This is a genomic window from Hydrogenophaga sp. PAMC20947, assembly GCF_004795855.1.
Lineage (GTDB): Bacteria > Pseudomonadota > Gammaproteobacteria > Burkholderiales > Burkholderiaceae_C > Hydrogenophaga.
In genome coordinates this window covers 818,166-835,327 of sequence record NZ_CP039252.1, presented here as the reverse complement: position 1 = coordinate 835,327, position 17,162 = coordinate 818,166, and the positions used below count along the sequence as shown (strand labels likewise).

The 17,162-nt window shown below is 60.3% G+C and carries 11 protein-coding genes; 3 read left to right on the top strand and 8 right to left on the bottom strand.

Features of this window, described 5'->3' with window-relative positions; translation table 11 throughout:
* Nucleotides 1–50: 50 nt before the first annotated feature.
* The 4 genes from E5678_RS03825 to aceE form a co-directional block, all read right to left on the bottom strand.
* Nucleotides 51–1,274: an MFS transporter gene (locus E5678_RS03825; RefSeq protein WP_168708481.1), complete on the bottom strand. Its 1,224-nt coding sequence runs from the start codon at nt 1,272–1,274 to the stop codon at nt 51–53.
* 247 nt (nt 1,275–1,521) lie between these two features.
* Complete coding sequence (lpdA, locus tag E5678_RS03820) at nt 1,522–3,357, bottom strand: dihydrolipoyl dehydrogenase (RefSeq protein ID WP_136177296.1); 1,836 nt, start codon at nt 3,355–3,357, stop codon at nt 1,522–1,524.
* A gap of 10 nt (nt 3,358–3,367) precedes the next feature.
* Nucleotides 3,368–5,038 carry a dihydrolipoyllysine-residue acetyltransferase gene (gene aceF / locus E5678_RS03815; protein WP_136177295.1) on the bottom strand — a complete coding sequence of 557 codons (1,671 nt, stop codon included), beginning with the start codon at nt 5,036–5,038 and terminating at the stop codon, nt 3,368–3,370.
* Between the two features lie 134 nt (nt 5,039–5,172).
* Nucleotides 5,173–7,875: a pyruvate dehydrogenase (acetyl-transferring), homodimeric type gene (aceE, locus tag E5678_RS03810; protein WP_136177294.1), complete on the bottom strand. Its 2,703-nt coding sequence runs from the start codon at nt 7,873–7,875 to the stop codon at nt 5,173–5,175.
* 222 nt (nt 7,876–8,097) lie between these two features.
* On the opposite strand from aceE, the gene E5678_RS03805 reads away from it, so the two are divergent.
* The 3 genes from E5678_RS03805 (at nt 8,098) to folD (ending at nt 12,195) form a co-directional block, all read left to right on the top strand.
* Entirely contained in the window at nt 8,098–10,644 is a 2,547-nt protein-coding gene (locus E5678_RS03805) for a PAS domain-containing sensor histidine kinase (protein ID WP_136177293.1), read from the top strand.
* Nucleotides 10,641–11,267, top strand: a complete 627-nt coding sequence (locus E5678_RS03800) for a response regulator transcription factor (protein ID WP_136177292.1) — start codon at nt 10,641–10,643, stop codon at nt 11,265–11,267. The genes E5678_RS03805 and E5678_RS03800 overlap by 4 nt, the downstream gene beginning before the upstream one ends.
* Before the next feature lie 82 nt (nt 11,268–11,349).
* A complete protein-coding gene (gene folD / locus E5678_RS03795; protein ID WP_136177291.1) occupies nt 11,350–12,195 on the top strand; it encodes a bifunctional methylenetetrahydrofolate dehydrogenase/methenyltetrahydrofolate cyclohydrolase FolD in 846 nt (281 codons plus the stop codon).
* Between the two features lie 80 nt (nt 12,196–12,275).
* Here the strand turns inward: folD and E5678_RS03790 are convergent, their stop codons facing one another.
* The 4 genes from E5678_RS03790 to E5678_RS03775 all read right to left on the bottom strand — a co-directional run bounded on the left by E5678_RS03790 (nt 12,276) and on the right by E5678_RS03775 (nt 17,121).
* Complete coding sequence (locus tag E5678_RS03790) at nt 12,276–12,749, bottom strand: DUF4149 domain-containing protein (RefSeq protein ID WP_136177290.1); 474 nt, start codon at nt 12,747–12,749, stop codon at nt 12,276–12,278.
* 27 nt (nt 12,750–12,776) lie between these two features.
* Nucleotides 12,777–13,253 carry a transcription elongation factor GreA gene (greA, locus tag E5678_RS03785; protein WP_136177289.1) on the bottom strand — a complete coding sequence of 159 codons (477 nt, stop codon included), beginning with the start codon at nt 13,251–13,253 and terminating at the stop codon, nt 12,777–12,779.
* Nucleotides 13,254–13,412: 159 nt separating this feature from the next.
* Nucleotides 13,413–16,700, bottom strand: a complete 3,288-nt coding sequence (gene carB / locus E5678_RS03780; RefSeq protein WP_136177288.1) for a carbamoyl-phosphate synthase large subunit — start codon at nt 16,698–16,700, stop codon at nt 13,413–13,415.
* A 58-nt stretch (nt 16,701–16,758) separates the two neighbouring features.
* Entirely contained in the window at nt 16,759–17,121 is a 363-nt protein-coding gene (locus E5678_RS03775) for a hypothetical protein (protein ID WP_136177287.1), read from the bottom strand.
* Nucleotides 17,122–17,162: the final 41 nt, after the last annotated feature.

Here is a 17,162-nt window from a genome sequence, read left to right as displayed (position 1 = left end):
GCGTTGCCCGTCTGCTGTCCATCATCTCCAAGCGAGCGCTCCACGTGCAGTCAAAGGGGACGGGCCCCCGGCTGGTGATCGGGATGGCGGTACTCGGGCAGGAACAACACCAGCAAGGCGGCCAATCCCGCGCACAGGGGCACCACCGTCAGCGCCATCTGAAAATCGCCGCCGCTGATATCGGCCAGATAACCCACCAGCGGCTGGAAGACCATCGCGCCGGCGATGCCGATCATGTTGACGAATGCCACCACGGTGCCGGTCAACTCGTTTGCATGCCCCTCCTTGGCCATGGCAAAGGTCAGCATTTGCAGCCCACCAAAAAACCCGGCCGCGAACAACAGGCTGGCTTCCAGCCAAGTGGGGCCGGGCAAATACAGCGCACCGACATAGGCCAATGCCGTGAGCAGCGACCCCGAAAAAACCAGCCACTTGCGGTGACCGAGCCTGTCCGACAGCCAGCCACCAAAAACGCTGCCCGCCGTCATTCCCCAGAAAACCAACGAAACCAGCGTCTCCGCCGCAACCGCCGAGACGTGGTGGTTGTGCACCAGTTCGGTTGCGCCCCACAAACCGCCATACACATTGACCGGCACGTAGTAAAGCAGGCCAATGACCGCGATCGCCCAGGTGCGGCGGTTGCCGATCACCGCCAACAGGCTCTGTCTGACATGGGTGCCCACAGGCGCCGTGGCGCTGGCTGCCGGTGACGGCGGCTCATGCAGAAAAACCAGTGCGAGCAAAAAAATCACCATGCCCGCCACACCGGTGGCCACGAACACGTAGTGCCATCCCGCGCTGACCATAAGTCCGGACAGCAGCACACCACCAATGGCCGCGCCCAGCATCCCTACCGCATTGACGATGCTGGAAAGCAACGCGAAACGCTCCGGCGCAAACCAGTGATTGACCAGCCACAGCGCAGCGACAAAGGCGAACGACGCACCAAAACCCGTCAGCATCCGCCCCATCTCGGCGACCACCACATGGTCGGTCGCCGCAAAAAGCAGCACCCCTGCCGAACAACAAAAACTCCCCAGCAGCACAAAGCGCCGTGCGCCATAGCGATCCAGCAACAGGCCAACCACGATCTGCATCGGCGCATACACCCAGAAAAACAGGCTGGACACCGTGCCAAAGCGCGCCTCCGACAACTGGTAGAACTGCTTGATCGGGTCCGCCGCCAAGCTGGGCTCAACCCGTGTCACGAACTCGTACAGAAAAAACAACGACGCAATGGCGAACGCGATCCATGCGGCATTAGCGGTTTTCAAAGGAGTCGCGGTCGTTTCGGGAAAAGCGGTTTGCTGCGCGGTGTCTGGCAAAGTTGAAATCTATCTGGGGATAGTTTGAAGTTGAACGATCACCAGCGCTTAACTCAAGGCGTGGCGACCCGCTGCTGTGGCCAACGCGCGTTTGATCCATGCCCAAGAAGCGAACCAAAACTGCGAAGAGCCCAATGAAAGGACAAAAGGCTCTGTGGTGTCAAGACAGAGCCTTCCAAGGGACTGCGTAGGTGGCCTACTTCCGCGCAGGCGGCAGATCCGTACAAGACCCGTGTGCCACCTCCGCCGCCATGCCGATGCTTTCGCCCAGCGTGGGGTGCGGGTGGATGGTCTTGCCGATGTCGATGGCGTCAGCGCCCATCTCGATGGCCAGCGCCACTTCACCGATCATGTCGCCCGCGTGCGTGCCGACCATGCCGCCGCCCAGGATCTTGCCGTGGCCATGGGCCTCGGGTGAATCGTCGAACAGCAGTTTGGTGACGCCTTCGTCGCGACCGTTGGCAATCGCGCGGCCGGAGGCGTTCCAGGGGAAAAGGCCTTTCTTGACCTTGATGCCCTGGGCCTTGGCCTGGTCTTCGGTGAGGCCCACCCAAGCCACTTCGGGGTCGGTGTACGCCACGCTGGGGATCACGCGGGCGTTGAAAGCTGCGCTGGCCAGCTCAGCATTGCCTTGCAATTCGCCTGCAATCACTTCCGCTGCCACATGCGCTTCGTGCACAGCCTTGTGCGCCAGCATGGGTTGTCCCACGATGTCACCAATGGCGAAGATGTGGGGCACGTTGGTGCGCATCTGGATGTCAACATTGATGAACCCGCGATCCGTGACGGCGACGCCTGCCTTGTCGGCAGCGATCTTCTTGCCATTGGGCGTGCGTCCTACGGCTTGCAAAACCAGGTCGTACACCTGGGGATCCGGCGCTTTACCGCCCTCTTCGGCACTCTCGAACGACACCTCAATGCCTTTGGGCGTGGCTTTGGCCCCCACCGTCTTGGTCTTGAGCATGATGTTGTCAAAGCGCTTGGCGTTCATTTTTTGCCAGATTTTGACCAGATCGCGATCGGCGCCCTGCATCAGGCCGTCCATCATTTCCACCACATCCAGGCGTGCGCCCAGCGTGCTGTAGACCGTGCCCATTTCCAGGCCAATGATGCCGCCACCCAGGATCAGCATGCGCTTGGGCACTTCCTTGAGCTCGAGGGCGCCGGTGGAGTCGACCACGCGAGAATCGTCGGGCATGAAGGGCAGGCGCACGGCTTGGGACCCGGCGGCAATGATGCACTTCTTGAATGCAACCGTTTGCTTTTTACCGGTCTTTTCCTGGCCAGTGCCTGTGGTTTCTTCCACTTCGACGTGATTAGCGCCCACAAACGCGCCGTAACCGCGCACGATGGTGACCTTGCGCATCTTGGCCATGGCCGCCAGACCGCCGGTCAGCTTGCCGATCACCTTTTCTTTGTGGGTGCGCAGCTTGTTGATATCGACTTTGGGTGCACCGAAGTCCACGCCGAGGTCGGCCATGTGGCTCACTTCGTCCATCACGGCGGCCACGTGCAGCAACGCTTTGCTGGGGATGCAACCCACGTTGAGGCAGACGCCTCCGATCTGTGCATAACGCTCCACGATCACGACCTTGAGGCCCAGATCGGCAGCGCGGAAAGCCGCCGAGTAGCCGCCAGGGCCTGCGCCCAGCACGAGCAGATCGCACTCAACATCCGCGCTGCCAGCGAAGCTGGAGGCCACGGGGGCCACCACCGGTGCAGCGGCTGGCGCAGGTGCGGACGATGCGGCTGCAGCCGCCGGGGCAGGCGCTGCAGGCGCAGAGACGCCCTCGGCGGCTGCGTCCAGCGTGAGCACCACCGACCCTTGTTTGACCTTGTCGCCAATCTTGACCTGGATCGCTTTCACGACGCCTGCGTGGGACGACGGAATCTCCATGGAGGCCTTGTCGCTTTCGACTGTGATCAAGCTTTGTTCGGCCTTGACGGTGTCACCGGGTTTCACCAGCAACTCGATCACCGCAACTTCATCGAAGTCGCCAATATCGGGAACCTGAATTTCCATGATGGACATCTGGCGCTCCTTAAAGAAGAACGCGACGGAAGTCGCTGAGGATCTGGCCGAGATAGGCATTGAAGCGCGCAGCGGCGGCACCGTCGATCACGCGGTGGTCCCACGTGAGTGACAGCGGCAACATCAGGCGGGGCACAAAGGCTTTGCCATCCCATACCGGTTCCATGTTGCTTCTGCAAACGCCGAGAATCGCCACCTCGGGCGCATTGATGATGGGCGTGAAATACCGCCCCCCAATGCCGCCCAGACTGGAAATCGTGAAGCTGGCTCCCGTCATTTCTGCCGGGCTCAGTTTGCCTTCGCGGGCCTTCTTGGCCAATTCGCCCATTTCTTTGCTGATCTGAACAACGCCCTTTTTATCGGCATCTTTGATCACGGGGACCATCAAGCCATTCGGCGTGTCGGCGGCGAAACCGATGTGCCAGAACTGCTTGTAGACCAAGGCATCACCGTCCAGCGAGCTGTTGAATTCGGGGAACTTCTGCAGGGCGGAAACACAAGCCTTGATCAAGAAGGCGAGCATGGTGACCTTGACACCGCTCTTTTCGTTTTCCTTGTTGGTGGACACCCGGAAGGCTTCGAGGTCGGTGATGTCGGCATCATCAAAGTTGGTGACTGCCGGAATCATGATCGCGTTGCGCAACAGGTTGGCACCGCTGATCTTCTTGATGCGTCCCATCTCCTTGCGTTCAATGGGACCGAACTTCGCGAAGTCCACCTTGGGCCAAGGAATCAGGCCCAACTCGGATCCGCCACCGCCCGCGGGCGCTTTCCCAGCTTGTGCCACCGTTTGTGCTGCACCGCTCATGACAGATTTGGTGAACGTCTGGATGTCCAGCGCCGTGATGCGTCCTTTGAGCCCCGAGCCTTTGACTTCGGCCAAGGGCACACCCAATTCACGCGCAAACTTGCGCACCGAAGGCGACGCATGGGGCAGGCCCAGTGCAGGGCTGCCGCTCGGGTTGTGCGCCGGTGCGGCAACGGTGGCTGCGGCAGGCGCAGCAGCAGCAGCAGCAGCAGCAGTTGGAGCCGCGGCCGCAGGTGCTGCGGTTGGCGCAGTTGCGGCTGACGCAGGCGCAGCAGCGCCGGCCACACCTTCGAGCACAGCCAGCAAATCGCCGATGTTGACCGTGTCGCCGACCTTGACCTTGAGTTCTTTCAACACGCCCGCGTGGCTCGACGGGATCTCCATGGAGGCCTTGTCGGACTCGACAGTGATCAGGCTCTGCTCGACCTTGATGGCGTCGCCAGCTTTGACGAGCACCTCGATCACTGCCACGTCCTTGAAGTCACCGATGTCCGGCACCATCACATTCACGGGCCCACTGGCCGGCGGAGCGGCAGCAGCCGGCGCCGGTGCTGAGGCGGCCACAGGCGCCGCCGCCACTGGCGCATCAGCAGCTGAAGCTGGTGTTGGTGCTGGTGCGGGAGCAGCGGCACCAGCGGCTGCTTCCACCATCAACACCACCGAACCTTCTTTCACCTTGTCGCCAATGGCCACACGCAGCTCTTTCACCACGCCTGCCGTGCTCGACGGAATCTCCATCGAAGCCTTGTCGGATTCCACCGTGATGAGTGATTGCTCGGCAGCGACCGTGTCGCCCACCTTGACCAGCAATTCGATCACCGCTACTTCATCAAAGTCACCGATGTCCGGGACCTTCACTTCTACCATTGCCATGTTTGTCTCCAATCAGATAGTCGTTGCGCGAGGCGCGAGCTCTTCAACCCAGGAAGCTGCCGATCTGGCTCAGCCAGTCGGCCGGCTTCGCCCCTTGGGGGCTAGCGCCAAAGGCGCCGCAGGGGGAGTCAACCTCATGCATAGAGCGGGTTGATCTTGTCCACCTTGATGCCGTACTTCTTGATGGCCTCAGCCACCTTGGTCACCGGCACCGTACCCTCTTCGCTCAGCGCCTTCAAAGCCGCGAGCACGATGTAGTGGCGGTCTATTTCAAAGTGCTCACGCAGCTTGACGCGGAAATCGGAGCGCCCAAAGCCATCGGTGCCCAGTACCTTGTAGGTGCGGCCCTTGGGAATGAACGACCGGATTTGTTCAGCATAGGCCTTCATGTAATCGGTCGAAGCAACCACCGGACCCACGTGCTTCTCGAGTTGCTGAGCCACGAAAGACACGCGCGGCGTCTCCAGCGGATGCAGCAGATTCCAGCGCTCGGCGTCTTGCCCCTCACGGGTCAGTTCGTTGAAGCTCGGGCAGCTCCAGACATCGGCGCCCACGCCCCAGTCCTGTTCCAGCAGCTCCTGCGCCGCAATGCTCTCGCGCAGGATGCTGCCCGAACCCAGCAGCTGTACCCGTTTCTTGTTTTTCGAGCCTGGCTTGCACAGGTACATGCCTTTGAGGATTTGTTCTTCTGTGCCCGCCTTGAGGCCCGGCATCGCGTAGTTTTCGTTGAGCAGCGTTATGTAGAAGTACACGTTATCCTGCTGCTCAACCATGCGTTTGAGGCCATGGTGCAGGATCACGCCGACTTCGTGTGCAAAGGTCGGGTCGTAGCTGATGCAGTTCGGAATGGTGTTGGCCAGGATATGGCTGTGGCCGTCTTCGTGTTGCAGGCCTTCGCCGTTCAGTGTGGTGCGGCCCGAGGTGCCGCCCAGCAGAAAGCCACGAGCCTGCATGTCACCCGCAGCCCAGGCCAGATCGCCAATGCGCTGGAATCCGAACATGGAGTAATACACGTAAAACGGGATCATGATCCGGTTGCTCGTGCTGTAGCTGGTGGCGGCCGCAATCCAGCTGCTCATGCCGCCGGCTTCGTTGATGCCTTCCTGCAGGATCTGGCCCTGCTTGTCTTCCTTGTAGTACATCACCTGTTCTTTATCGACCGGTGTGTACTGCTGACCTGCTGGGTTGTAGATGCCAATCTGGCGGAACAGGCCCTCCATACCAAAGGTACGGGCTTCGTCCACCAGGATAGGCACCACGCGGGGGCCGATTTCCTTTTCACGCAGCAGCTGCGTCAGGAAGCGCACGTAGGCCTGCGTGGTCGAAATTTCGCGACCTTCGGCCGTGGGCTCGATCACCGCCTTGAAGGTCTCGAGCGGGGGAACAACAAAGGTCTCGTCCGCTTTGACGCGCCGATGTGGCAAATAGCCTCCCAAAGCCTTGCGCCGCTCATGCAGATACTTCATTTCCGGCGTGTCATCGGCCGGTTTGTAGAAAGGAATTTTGGACAGCTCGCTGTCGGGAATCGGAATGTTGAAACGATCGCGGAAGGCCTTGATGTCTTCGGCTCCAAGCTTCTTGGTCTGGTGAACGGTGTTCTTGCCCTCGCCCACTTTGCCCATGCCAAAACCCTTGACGGTCTTGATGAGCAACACCGTCGGCTGGCCGGTGGTTTTCACTGCCACGTCAAAAGCCGCGTAGACCTTCTTCGAATCGTGACCTCCGCGGCGCAGGTTGCCGATTTCTTCGTCACTCATGTGGGCGACCATCTCCAGCGTGCGGGGATCGCGGCCGAAGAAATGCTTGCGCACATAAGCGCCATCGTTGGCCTTGAATGCCTGGTAGTCGCCGTCGTTGCATTCCATCATGATCTTGCGCAGCGCACCGTCTTTGTCGGCGGCCAGCAGCGGATCCCACTGGCTGCCCCAGACCAGCTTGATGACGTTCCAGCCAGAACCCCGGAACTCGCCTTCGAGCTCTTGGATGATCTTGCCGTTGCCGCGCACCGGACCATCCAGGCGCTGAAGGTTGCAGTTGATCACGAAGATCAGGTTGTCCAGTTTCTCGCGTGCGGCCAGGCCAATGGCGCCGAGCGACTCGACTTCGTCCATCTCGCCGTCGCCACAGAACACCCACACCTTGCGGTTCTCGGTGTTGGCAATGCCACGGGCGTGCAGGTACTTCAGGAAACGCGCCTGGTAAATGGCCATCAAAGGGCCCAAGCCCATGGACACCGTCGGGAACTGCCAGAAGTTGGGCATCAGCTTGGGATGCGGGTAGCTGGACAGGCCCTTGCCGTCCACTTCCTGGCGGAAATTGAGCAACTGCTCTTCGGTCAGCCGACCCTCCATGTAGGCACGGGCATACACCCCGGGCGACACATGGCCCTGGATATAGAGGCAGTCACCGCCGTGATTCTCACTCTCAGCGTGCCAAAAATGGTTGAAGCCCGCACCAAAGAGGCTGGCCAAAGAGGCGAAAGAACCGATATGTCCACCGAGATCGCCGCCATCGGCCGGATTGAGCTTGTTGGCCTTGACCACCATGGCCATGGCGTTCCAGCGCATGTAGGCGCGCAAGCGTTGTTCGATCTCAAGGTTGCCAGGCGAGCGTGCCTCCTGGCCGGGTTCGATGGTGTTTACATAGCCGGTGTTGGCCGAAAACGGCAAATCGACACTGTTTTGCCGAGCCTCTTCCAGCAATTGTTCCAGCAGGTAATGCGCGCGCTCAGGGCCCTCACGCTGAATCACGGCGACCAGTGCCTCCATCCATTCGCGGGTTTCCTGGCTGTCCATATCTGGGGTTCCGCGGCCATCGAGAGCGTTTGACGCTGCCATGTTTGTCTCCGGTTGGTGTTTGAAATGAGCTTAAAGCGGGCTCGACGCTGTGTCACGGATTCTCGTACATATTCCTTGATTTTTCAATATGTGCTTTTTGAATTCACATAATGAAATTTCAAAAGCAATTTGAATGCGAACCGTCAGTGTGCCTGAAAGGCAAGGCTGAACCATCCAGATCATCCCGTATCGGGAGCCCAGCTCACGTAGACTTCAAGGTCCATGACGCCGCTTCCTCCTGCCTCTATTTCTGCCGCCACCCCACGCCCTTCTTCCGCCTGGTGGAAACGCTGGTGGCGGCGCCTGCCGCCCTCGCGCCAGGACCGCTTCGCAACCCTGGGGCCATTGCTCGCCGTCCTGCTGTTTCTTTCTGCCATCGTTGTCGCCATCTCTTACCTCCGCTACGAGGAACTTGAGCGCGAGCAAGAAGCGGTGACCCGGGATGTCGAGTACGCGCAACAGCGGCTGCGCCTGCGCCTTCTGGAGCGACAGGAACAGCTCATGCGGCTGGCACGCGACGTGGACAACAAGGAAATCTCCACCGATGAATTTGTTTTCCAGGTGGAATCGCTGATCAGCCAGTTTCCCGAATTGCTGGCGGTGACCTGGGTTGACGCGCGCCGCAATGTGCTCGCGACCTACGCCTCTCCCAGCGCCCCCACACACCTGATGCGCCCCGTGGGCTCAACCCTGGACCCCAACGAAACGGACGGCTCGTTTGACCTCGCCCGCGACCTGCGACAGCCCATTTATTCGCGCCCGCTCGGGGATGAACCTCGCCAGTCCACTCTCATGGTGCATGTTCCCCTGAGCGAACAAGGCCGTTTCGCCGGCACCATCATGGGCGAGTACTCCATCGACGGCCTGATGCGCTTTGGCATGCCGCCGGAAATCATTTCTCGCTACGCCGTGGCCCTGGTCGACGACCGCAACCGGGTACTCGCAGGCACGCTGCAAACACCAAATCCCGTGTTCAGGTTGCTGCCCTGGTCAGAGCAACCCCTGGAGCATGAGGTCCCCGTTTCACCGGTTGGCAATGGCTTGCTGCTGAAAGCCCAGGGCTACCGCACCTCGCAAGACATCGTCGGCAACGGGTTCTTCTGGGTGATTGGCGCCCTCAGTGCCCTCACTGTCTGGATGCTGATCGGCACCTGGCGCCACACCCGTCGTCGGGTTCAAGCTCAACAGGCGCTGGTGGCCGAGACCAACTTCCGGCGGGCCATGGAGAACTCCATGCTCACCGGCATGCGTGCGCTGGACATGCAAGGCCGCATCACCTACGTGAACCCGGCCTTTTGCTCCATGACCGGTTGGACCGAAACCGAGCTCGTGGGCCGAACAGCGCCATTCCCATATTGGCCGGACGATGACCACGACCAACTGGCGGCCCGGCTGGAAGACGAGCTCAGCGGTCAATCTACCCCCGGTGGCTTCGAAGTGCGGGTCCAGCGCCGCGACAGCAGCATATTTGACGCGCGCATGTATGTGTCGCCCCTGATCGATCCCAACGGGCACCAGACCGGCTGGATGACCTCGATGACCGACATCACCGAACCCAAACGCATCCGCGAGGAGTTGTCAGCTTCTTACGAGCGCTTCACCACCGTGCTCGAAAGCCTGGACTCCGCAGTGTCCGTGGCGCCGCTGGGCAGCGACGAAATGCTGTTTGCCAACAAGATGTACCGTTTGTGGTTTGGCACGCGCGGCTTGGGTCATCGCCGTCTGGTCGACCTGGCTGGCCGGCAACCCTCGCCCAGCCCCGATGATGGCGACGCCGTCGACGCCTTCGCCGGCATGCCCACCGAAACCCTCACCGACGCAGGATCCGAAAACTCCGAAGTGTTCGTCGAGGAGCTGGACAGGTGGCTGGAAGTGCGAACCCGGTACCTGACCTGGGTCGATGGACGCCTCGCCCAGATGGTCATCGCCAGCGACATCACCACGCGCCGCAATGCCGAGGCTCAAGCCGCGCTGCAAGCCGAGCGGGCCCAATCGGCAAGCCGCCTGATCACCATGGGCGAAATGGCGTCGAGCGTCGCTCACGAACTGAACCAGCCACTGACGGCCATCAGCAACTATTGCAACGGCATGATCTCACGCCTGCAAGAAGACCGCATCAACCAGACCGACCTGCTGGCGGCTCTGGACAAAACGGCGCGCCAGGCCCAACGGGCCGGCCAGATCATCCACCGCATCCGTGCTTTTGTGAAGCGCAGTGAGCCCAACCCGTCCCAGTCGGATGTGGCCCAGATGGTGAGCAATGCGATTGAGCTCGCCGACATCGAGCTGCGCCGCCAGCAAGTCAGGCTGGCACCCTATGTTGCGGCTCGCCTGCCGAGCCTGATGGTTGACCCGATTTTGATTGAGCAGGTGCTGATCAACTTGCTGAAGAACGCGGGTGAAGCCATCGCACAGGCGGGCCGGCCCCCAGGCGAACGGTATGTGGAGCTCCGCGTGGGCCCCAAGCGCGTGAATGAAGAAGAGGTGATCGAGTTCTCGGTCAGGGATTCAGGCATCGGTGTGCCAGCAGAAATGATCGAACGCATCTACGAGGCGTTCTACACCACCAAAAGCGAGGGCATGGGTATTGGCCTAAAGCTGTGCCGCAGCATCGTGGAATCTCACCACGGGCGAATGCAGGTTGAGAACATCTACAATGGCAGCGAGGTCGTGGGTTGCTGTTTCAGCTTCTGGATTCCTGTGGTTTCCCGTTTGAGATCTGAAGCAACCCCACCCACATCGTTGTCGGACACTGAAAGCACGAGATGAGTTTGATTCCCAAAAAAGGCACTGTTTATGTTGTCGACGACGACGAGGCGGTAAGAGACTCACTGCAATGGTTGTTGGAAGGCAAAGACTACCGGGTACGTTGCTTCGAATCGGCCGAGGCCTTTCTCAGTCGCTACGACGCACGGGAAGTTGCTTGCCTGATCGCTGACATCCGCATGGGCGGGATGTCGGGCACAGAGCTCCAGGAGCGCCTGCTTGAACGGCAGTCGCCTTTGCCCATCGTGTTTATCACGGGCCACGGCGACGTGCCCATGGCGGTGGACTCCATGAAAAAAGGCGCACTGGATTTCATCCAGAAACCCTTCAAGGAGGACCAGCTGGTCTCTTTGGTGGAACGCATGCTGGAAACGGCCAAAGACGCGTTTGCCACCCACCAGCAAGCCGCCAGCCGCGATGCCCTGCTCTCCAAGCTGACCGGTCGCGAGGCTCAGGTACTTGAACGCATCGTCGCAGGGCGGCTCAACAAGCAGATTGCCGATGACCTCGGCATCAGCATCAAGACCGTCGAAGCCCACCGCGCCAACATCATGGAGAAGCTCGGGGCCAACACCGTGGCCGACTTGCTCAAAATCGCACTGGGCCAAACCACGGTCAAAGTCTGATCGTTGACGCTCCCCCCACCACTGCGCCCACCGGTTCCCCCTGTGGGCGCTTCCGCTTCAAGCCCTCTGACCCGCTATGCCCATGACTGCCCAACTGATTGACGGCAACGCCCTCTCCCGCCAACTTCGCGCTGATGTCGCCACCCGTGTAACCGCACTCAAGGCACGCGGCATCACGCCAGGTCTGGCGGTGATTCTGGTCGGCGACAACGCAGCCTCCCAGGTGTATGTGCGCAACAAGGTGAAAGCCTGCGAAGACACGGGCATGAACTCCGTGCTGGAAACCTGGCCCGCCGACATGAGCGAAGCCGATTTGCTGGCGCGGGTCGAAGCACTGAACAACGACAGCAAGATTCACGGCATTCTGGTCCAGCTGCCCTTGCCGGCCCACATTGACGCTCAAAAGGTCATTGAGGCCATCGCCCCCGCAAAAGATGTGGATGGGTTCCACATCGCCAGCGCGGGCGCACTGATGACGGGGCTGCCCGGCTTCTGGCCCTGCACGCCCTATGGCTGCATGAAGATGCTGGAGTCGATCAACTACGAGCTCAAAGGCAAACATGCTGTGGTCATTGGCCGCAGCAACATCGTGGGCAAGCCCATGGCATTGATGCTGCTGCAAAAAAATGCCACCGTCACGGTATGCCACAGCGGAACGAAAGACCTCAAAGCCTTGACGCTGCAAGCCGATGTGATCGTGGCCGCCGTGGGCAAACGCAACGTGCTCACCGCTGACATGGTCAAGCCAGGTGCGGTTGTGCTTGATGTGGGCATGAACCGCAACGATGAAGGCAAGCTCTGCGGGGACGTGGATTTTGCTGGCGTGAAAGAAGTCGCCGGCTACATCACCCCTGTGCCCGGAGGTGTCGGCCCCATGACCATCACCATGCTGATGGTCAACACGCTGGAATCGGCCGAAAGGGCTTAACCCCCGCGGCGGCACTGGCGGCCTGGCAATGCCAGTTCCGCGGAGCCCTCAGTGAGGGCCACATCGCGCCGGAGAGTCGGTTATGGTTTGCCCGGTCGAGACAGGCGCCAGAGCACGGTGCCCGCGCACAGCCATTGCCCGAGCACCATCACACTGCCCAGGCTGTGCCACAGGCGAAGGTCGCCGCCGCCGGCACGGGCCGTGACGATTTTTTGGGCCACGCCAAAGTCCTGCACCAGGGCCAACAACATGGCCAGCAACACGAAACCCATGGTCCCGACGGTGGCCTGCATGTGGGCTAAACCATCAGCCGTTGGAGGCGCAGCGCCCAGCGCACCCAAAGCCACCTCACGCTCCTTCCTCAGGATCAGCAACAACGCCAAGCCCAAGCCCAGCCCCATCCAGCACTGCATGGAAAACAACTGGGCGGCGACCGGACCGGCCAACGCGGGGCCCAGCTTGGCAAATATCATCGGAACGGCCAGGAAACTCATGCCCGACAAGGCGCCCCACCACAGGGCGGCCACCAACACCGAGACGCGTTGCAAATTCATACCTGTCCGATCAGAATTGAAACCGCTTCACTCGTAACGAACGGCCACTATTTCATAGCGTCGGTTGCCGCTGGGTGCCTGCACCTCTGCCACATCGCCCTCTTCTTTGCCGATCAAGGCTCGAGCAACGGGGCTACCGATGTTGACCAAACCTTTCTTGATATCGGCCTCGTCTTCACCAACGATCTGGTAGGTCACTTTGGCGCCGCTGTCTTCATCCTCCAGATCTACCGTGGCGCCAAAAACCACTTTGCCAGAAGCGTCCAGCGTGGTCGGATCGATGATCTGGGCGGCTGACAACTTGCCGTCCACCTCGGCGATGCGGCCTTCAATGAAGCCTTGGCGGTCTTTGGCTGCTTCGTACTCGGCATTTTCACTCAGATCGCCTTGCGCCCGGGCTTCGGCAATGGCATTGATCACCCAAGGGCGGTCTACCGTCTTGAGCTGATGCAACTCGGCCTTGAGCTTTTCTGCACCGCGCCGGGTAATTGGAATTGTGGACATGGGATCTCTCCAGCAGACTTGTCATGGGCGCCATCGCTGTCCGGTGGCGCCGAAAAAAAAGGAAACCGCCGAGCGTGACCGGTCGGCGGTGATTCAACCCACATTATGCATACCTCGGCCAGGGCCTCACGCAGACCCTGCCCAAGCGCCAGCAGAATGTCAGGCGGTCAGTTGGGCGTGCATTTCCTGCACGGAAATGACACCCAGGCTGTCCATGTAGGCCATGCCCTCCACCGCGGCCTCAGCGCCGGCAATGGTGGTGTAGGTGGTTACACGGGCCAGCAGCGCTGAAGTGCGAATCGCACCCGAATCCGCGATCGCGTTTCGGCGCTCTTCCACCGTGTTGATCACCAAAACGATGCCATCGCTCTTGATCATGTCGACGATGTGCGGGCGGCCTTCGGTCACCTTGTTCACCGTGTCGACGGCCACCCCTGCCGCCGCAATGGCCGCCGCGGTGCCACGGGTCGCGACCAGCTCAAACCCCATGGCCACCAGTTGGCGCGCAATCTCTACGGCGCGTGGTTTGTCGCTGTTTTTAACCGTGAGGAACACCTTGCCTGAAGGCGAGCCATCGGCTTTCTTGGCACGTGGCAGCTGCGTGCCGGCGCCCAGCTGGCTTTTTACAAACGCCTCACCAAAGGTCTTGCCCACGCCCATGACTTCGCCAGTCGACTTCATCTCCGGGCCAAGAATCGTGTCCACGCCCGGGAACTTCACGAATGGGAACACGGCTTCCTTGACGCTGAAATAGGGCGGCGTCACTTCGGCGCCAATGCCTTGGCTGTCCAGGGTCTGACCTGCCATGCAACGTGCTGCGACCTTGGCCAGCTGAATGCCGGTGGCCTTGGACACAAACGGAACAGTTCGCGACGCACGGGGGTTCACCTCCAGCACGAAGATCACATCCTTCTTGGCCCCTTCAGCATCCACTTCCTGAATGGCGAACTGTACATTCATCAATCCAACCACATTCAGGCCTTCGGCCATGGCGGCCGTCTGGCGCTTGAGCTCGTCGACGGTTTCCTTGGACAGGTAGTACGGTGGCAACGAACAAGCCGAATCGCCACTGTGCACGCCCGCCTGCTCAATGTGTTCCATCACGCCACCAATGAACACACGGCCTGAGGCATCGCGTATGGCATCTACATCGCATTCGATGGCATCGTTCAGGAATCGGTCCAGCAAAACCGGCGAATCGTGGCTGACCTTGACCGCTTCGCGCATGTAGCGCTCGAGATCGCGCTGCTCGTGCACGATTTCCATCGCACGACCACCCAGCACATAGCTGGGGCGCACCACCAAGGGATAACCCAAGGCGGCGGCCTTCTCCAGCGCAGCCGCTTCGGTGCGCGCGGTGGCGTTGGGTGGCTGGCGCAAACCCAGATCATTCAACAGTTTCTGGAAACGCTCGCGGTCTTCCGCCGCGTCAATCATGTCGGGGCTGGTGCCGATGATGGGCACGCCTGCGGCCTCCAGGTCCAACGCCAGCTTCAAAGGCGTCTGACCACCGTATTGAACGATCACACCTACTGGTTTCTCCTTGTCCACAATCTCCAGCACGTCCTCCAGCGTCAGCGGCTCAAAGTAGAGGCGATCGCTGGTGTCGAAATCGGTGGACACGGTTTCAGGGTTGCAGTTGACCATGATGGTTTCATAGCCGTCTTCGCGGAGGGCGAGAGCGGCATGCACACAGCAGTAGTCGAATTCGATGCCCTGTCCGATGCGGTTGGGGCCACCACCCAGTACCATGATTTTCTTGTTGTTGGTCGGCTCGGCTTCGCACTCACCATCGCCATGTCCTTCGTAGGTCGAGTACAGGTAGGCTGTGTCGGTGGCGAACTCGGCAGCGCAGGTGTCCACGCGCTTGTACACCGGCCGGATGTTCTCGGCGATGCGACGCTCGCGAACCGCTTTGTCGGTGGTCTTGAGTTGTTTGGCCAAACGGCGATCCGAGAACCCTTTCTTCTTCAGCCCGCGCAATGTCTCAGCGTCCAGCGCTTCCAGAGTGGTTTGTTCCAACGCCAGCTCGATCTTCACAATCTCTTCGATCTGCACCAGGAACCACAGATCGATCTTGGTGAAATGGTGCACTTCGTCGAGCGACCAGCCAGCGGCAAACGCGTCGCCCACGTACCAGATTCGGTCCGGGCCGGGTGTGCCCAGCTCGCGCTCCAGGATCTCACGGTCCTGGGTTTTTTCATTCATGCCGTCCACGCCGACTTCCAGGCCACGCAAGGCTTTCTGGAACGACTCCTGGAAGGTACGGCCCATGGCCATGACTTCACCCACACTCTTCATTTGCGTGGTCAGGCGGCTGTCGGCCGTGGGGAATTTTTCAAAAGCAAAACGCGGGATCTTGGTGACCACGTAATCGATGCTGGGCTCGAAGCTGGCGGGCGTGGCACCCCCGGTGATCTCGTTGCGCAGCTCGTCCAGCGTATAACCCACGGCCAGTTTGGCCGCCACCTTGGCGATCGGGAAACCGGTCGCCTTGGATGCGAGGGCCGACGAACGCGACACACGCGGATTCATCTCGATCACGACCATGCGGCCGTCTTTCGGGTTGATCGAGAACTGCACATTGGATCCACCGGTGTCCACACCGATCTCGCGCAGCACAGCGAGAGACGCATTGCGCAGAATCTGGTATTCCTTGTCGGTCAGCGTCTGGGCGGGCGCCACTGTGATGGAGTCACCGGTGTGCACGCCCATGGGGTCCAGGTTTTCAATCGAACAAACGATGATGCAGTTGTCCGCCTTGTCGCGCACCACCTCCATCTCGTACTCTTTCCAACCCAGCAGCGATTCTTCGATCAGCAGCTCGTTGGTCGGCGAAGCCTCCAGGCCGCGTTTGCAGATGGTCTCGAACTCTTCCGGGTTGTAGGCGATACCGCCGCCGGTGCCGCCCAGCGTGAAGCTGGGGCGAACGACCGTCGGAAAGCCCAACGTCTTCTGCACGGCCCAGGCTTCGTCCATGGTGTGAGCAATTCCGGAACGGGCAGAACCCAGACCAATTTTGGTCATGGCCTCCTTGAACTTCAGTCGATCTTCGGCCTTGTCAATCGCCTCAGGCGTCGCACCGATCAGCTCGACCTGGTACTTTTCAAGCACGCCGTTGTGCCAAAGATCGAGCGCGCAATTGAGCGCGGTCTGACCGCCCATGGTCGGCAAAATGGCAAAGCCGCCCGTGCAGCTTGGGCGCTCCTTGGCAATGATTTTTTCAACCGTCTGCCAGGTGATGGGCTCGATATAGGTCACGTCGGCCGTGGCCGGATCGGTCATGATGGTTGCGGGGTTGCTGTTGATCAGCACCACGCGGTAACCCTCTTCCCGCAAGGCTTTGCAGGCCTGAACGCCCGAGTAGTCAAATTCGCACGCTTGGCCAATGATGATGGGGCCTGCGCCGATGATGAGGACGGTGTGGATATCTGTTCTTTTGGCCATGGCGGTATCAATCTGTCGGTTCGGGTCTACTTCGGAGCCAGCGTAAAGCGAGGGTCGCTCAGCTGTGCCGCTGGGTTTCCAGCTTGTTCAGCAACGCCTGCACGCGCTCGGCAGGCACGTTTTTCTGCATCAACTGCATCAGGCCGTCGCCTTCGATCATGGGACGCAACACTTCCACCTCGGCCTCGTAGAACAAGGCGTCCCAGGCGGCCATTTCGGCGTTGAAGGTCTCGTCATCCCAGGTTTTCCCCTTGGCCAGCAAAGTCACCAAGGGCATGGCCTTGTTCTCCACAAAGCTCTTTTTGTAGGGCTTCTGGGCCCAACGCTGAGAAAACCATTCTTTGTGCGGTGAAGCCAAAGTCAGCATGCGTTTGGCGATCGCTTTTTCCACGGCGAAGGCGGGAAAACTGAAGAGTTTCATGGTGTTCCTATGTCAGCGCTTATCAGCGGTTTTGTCACGGC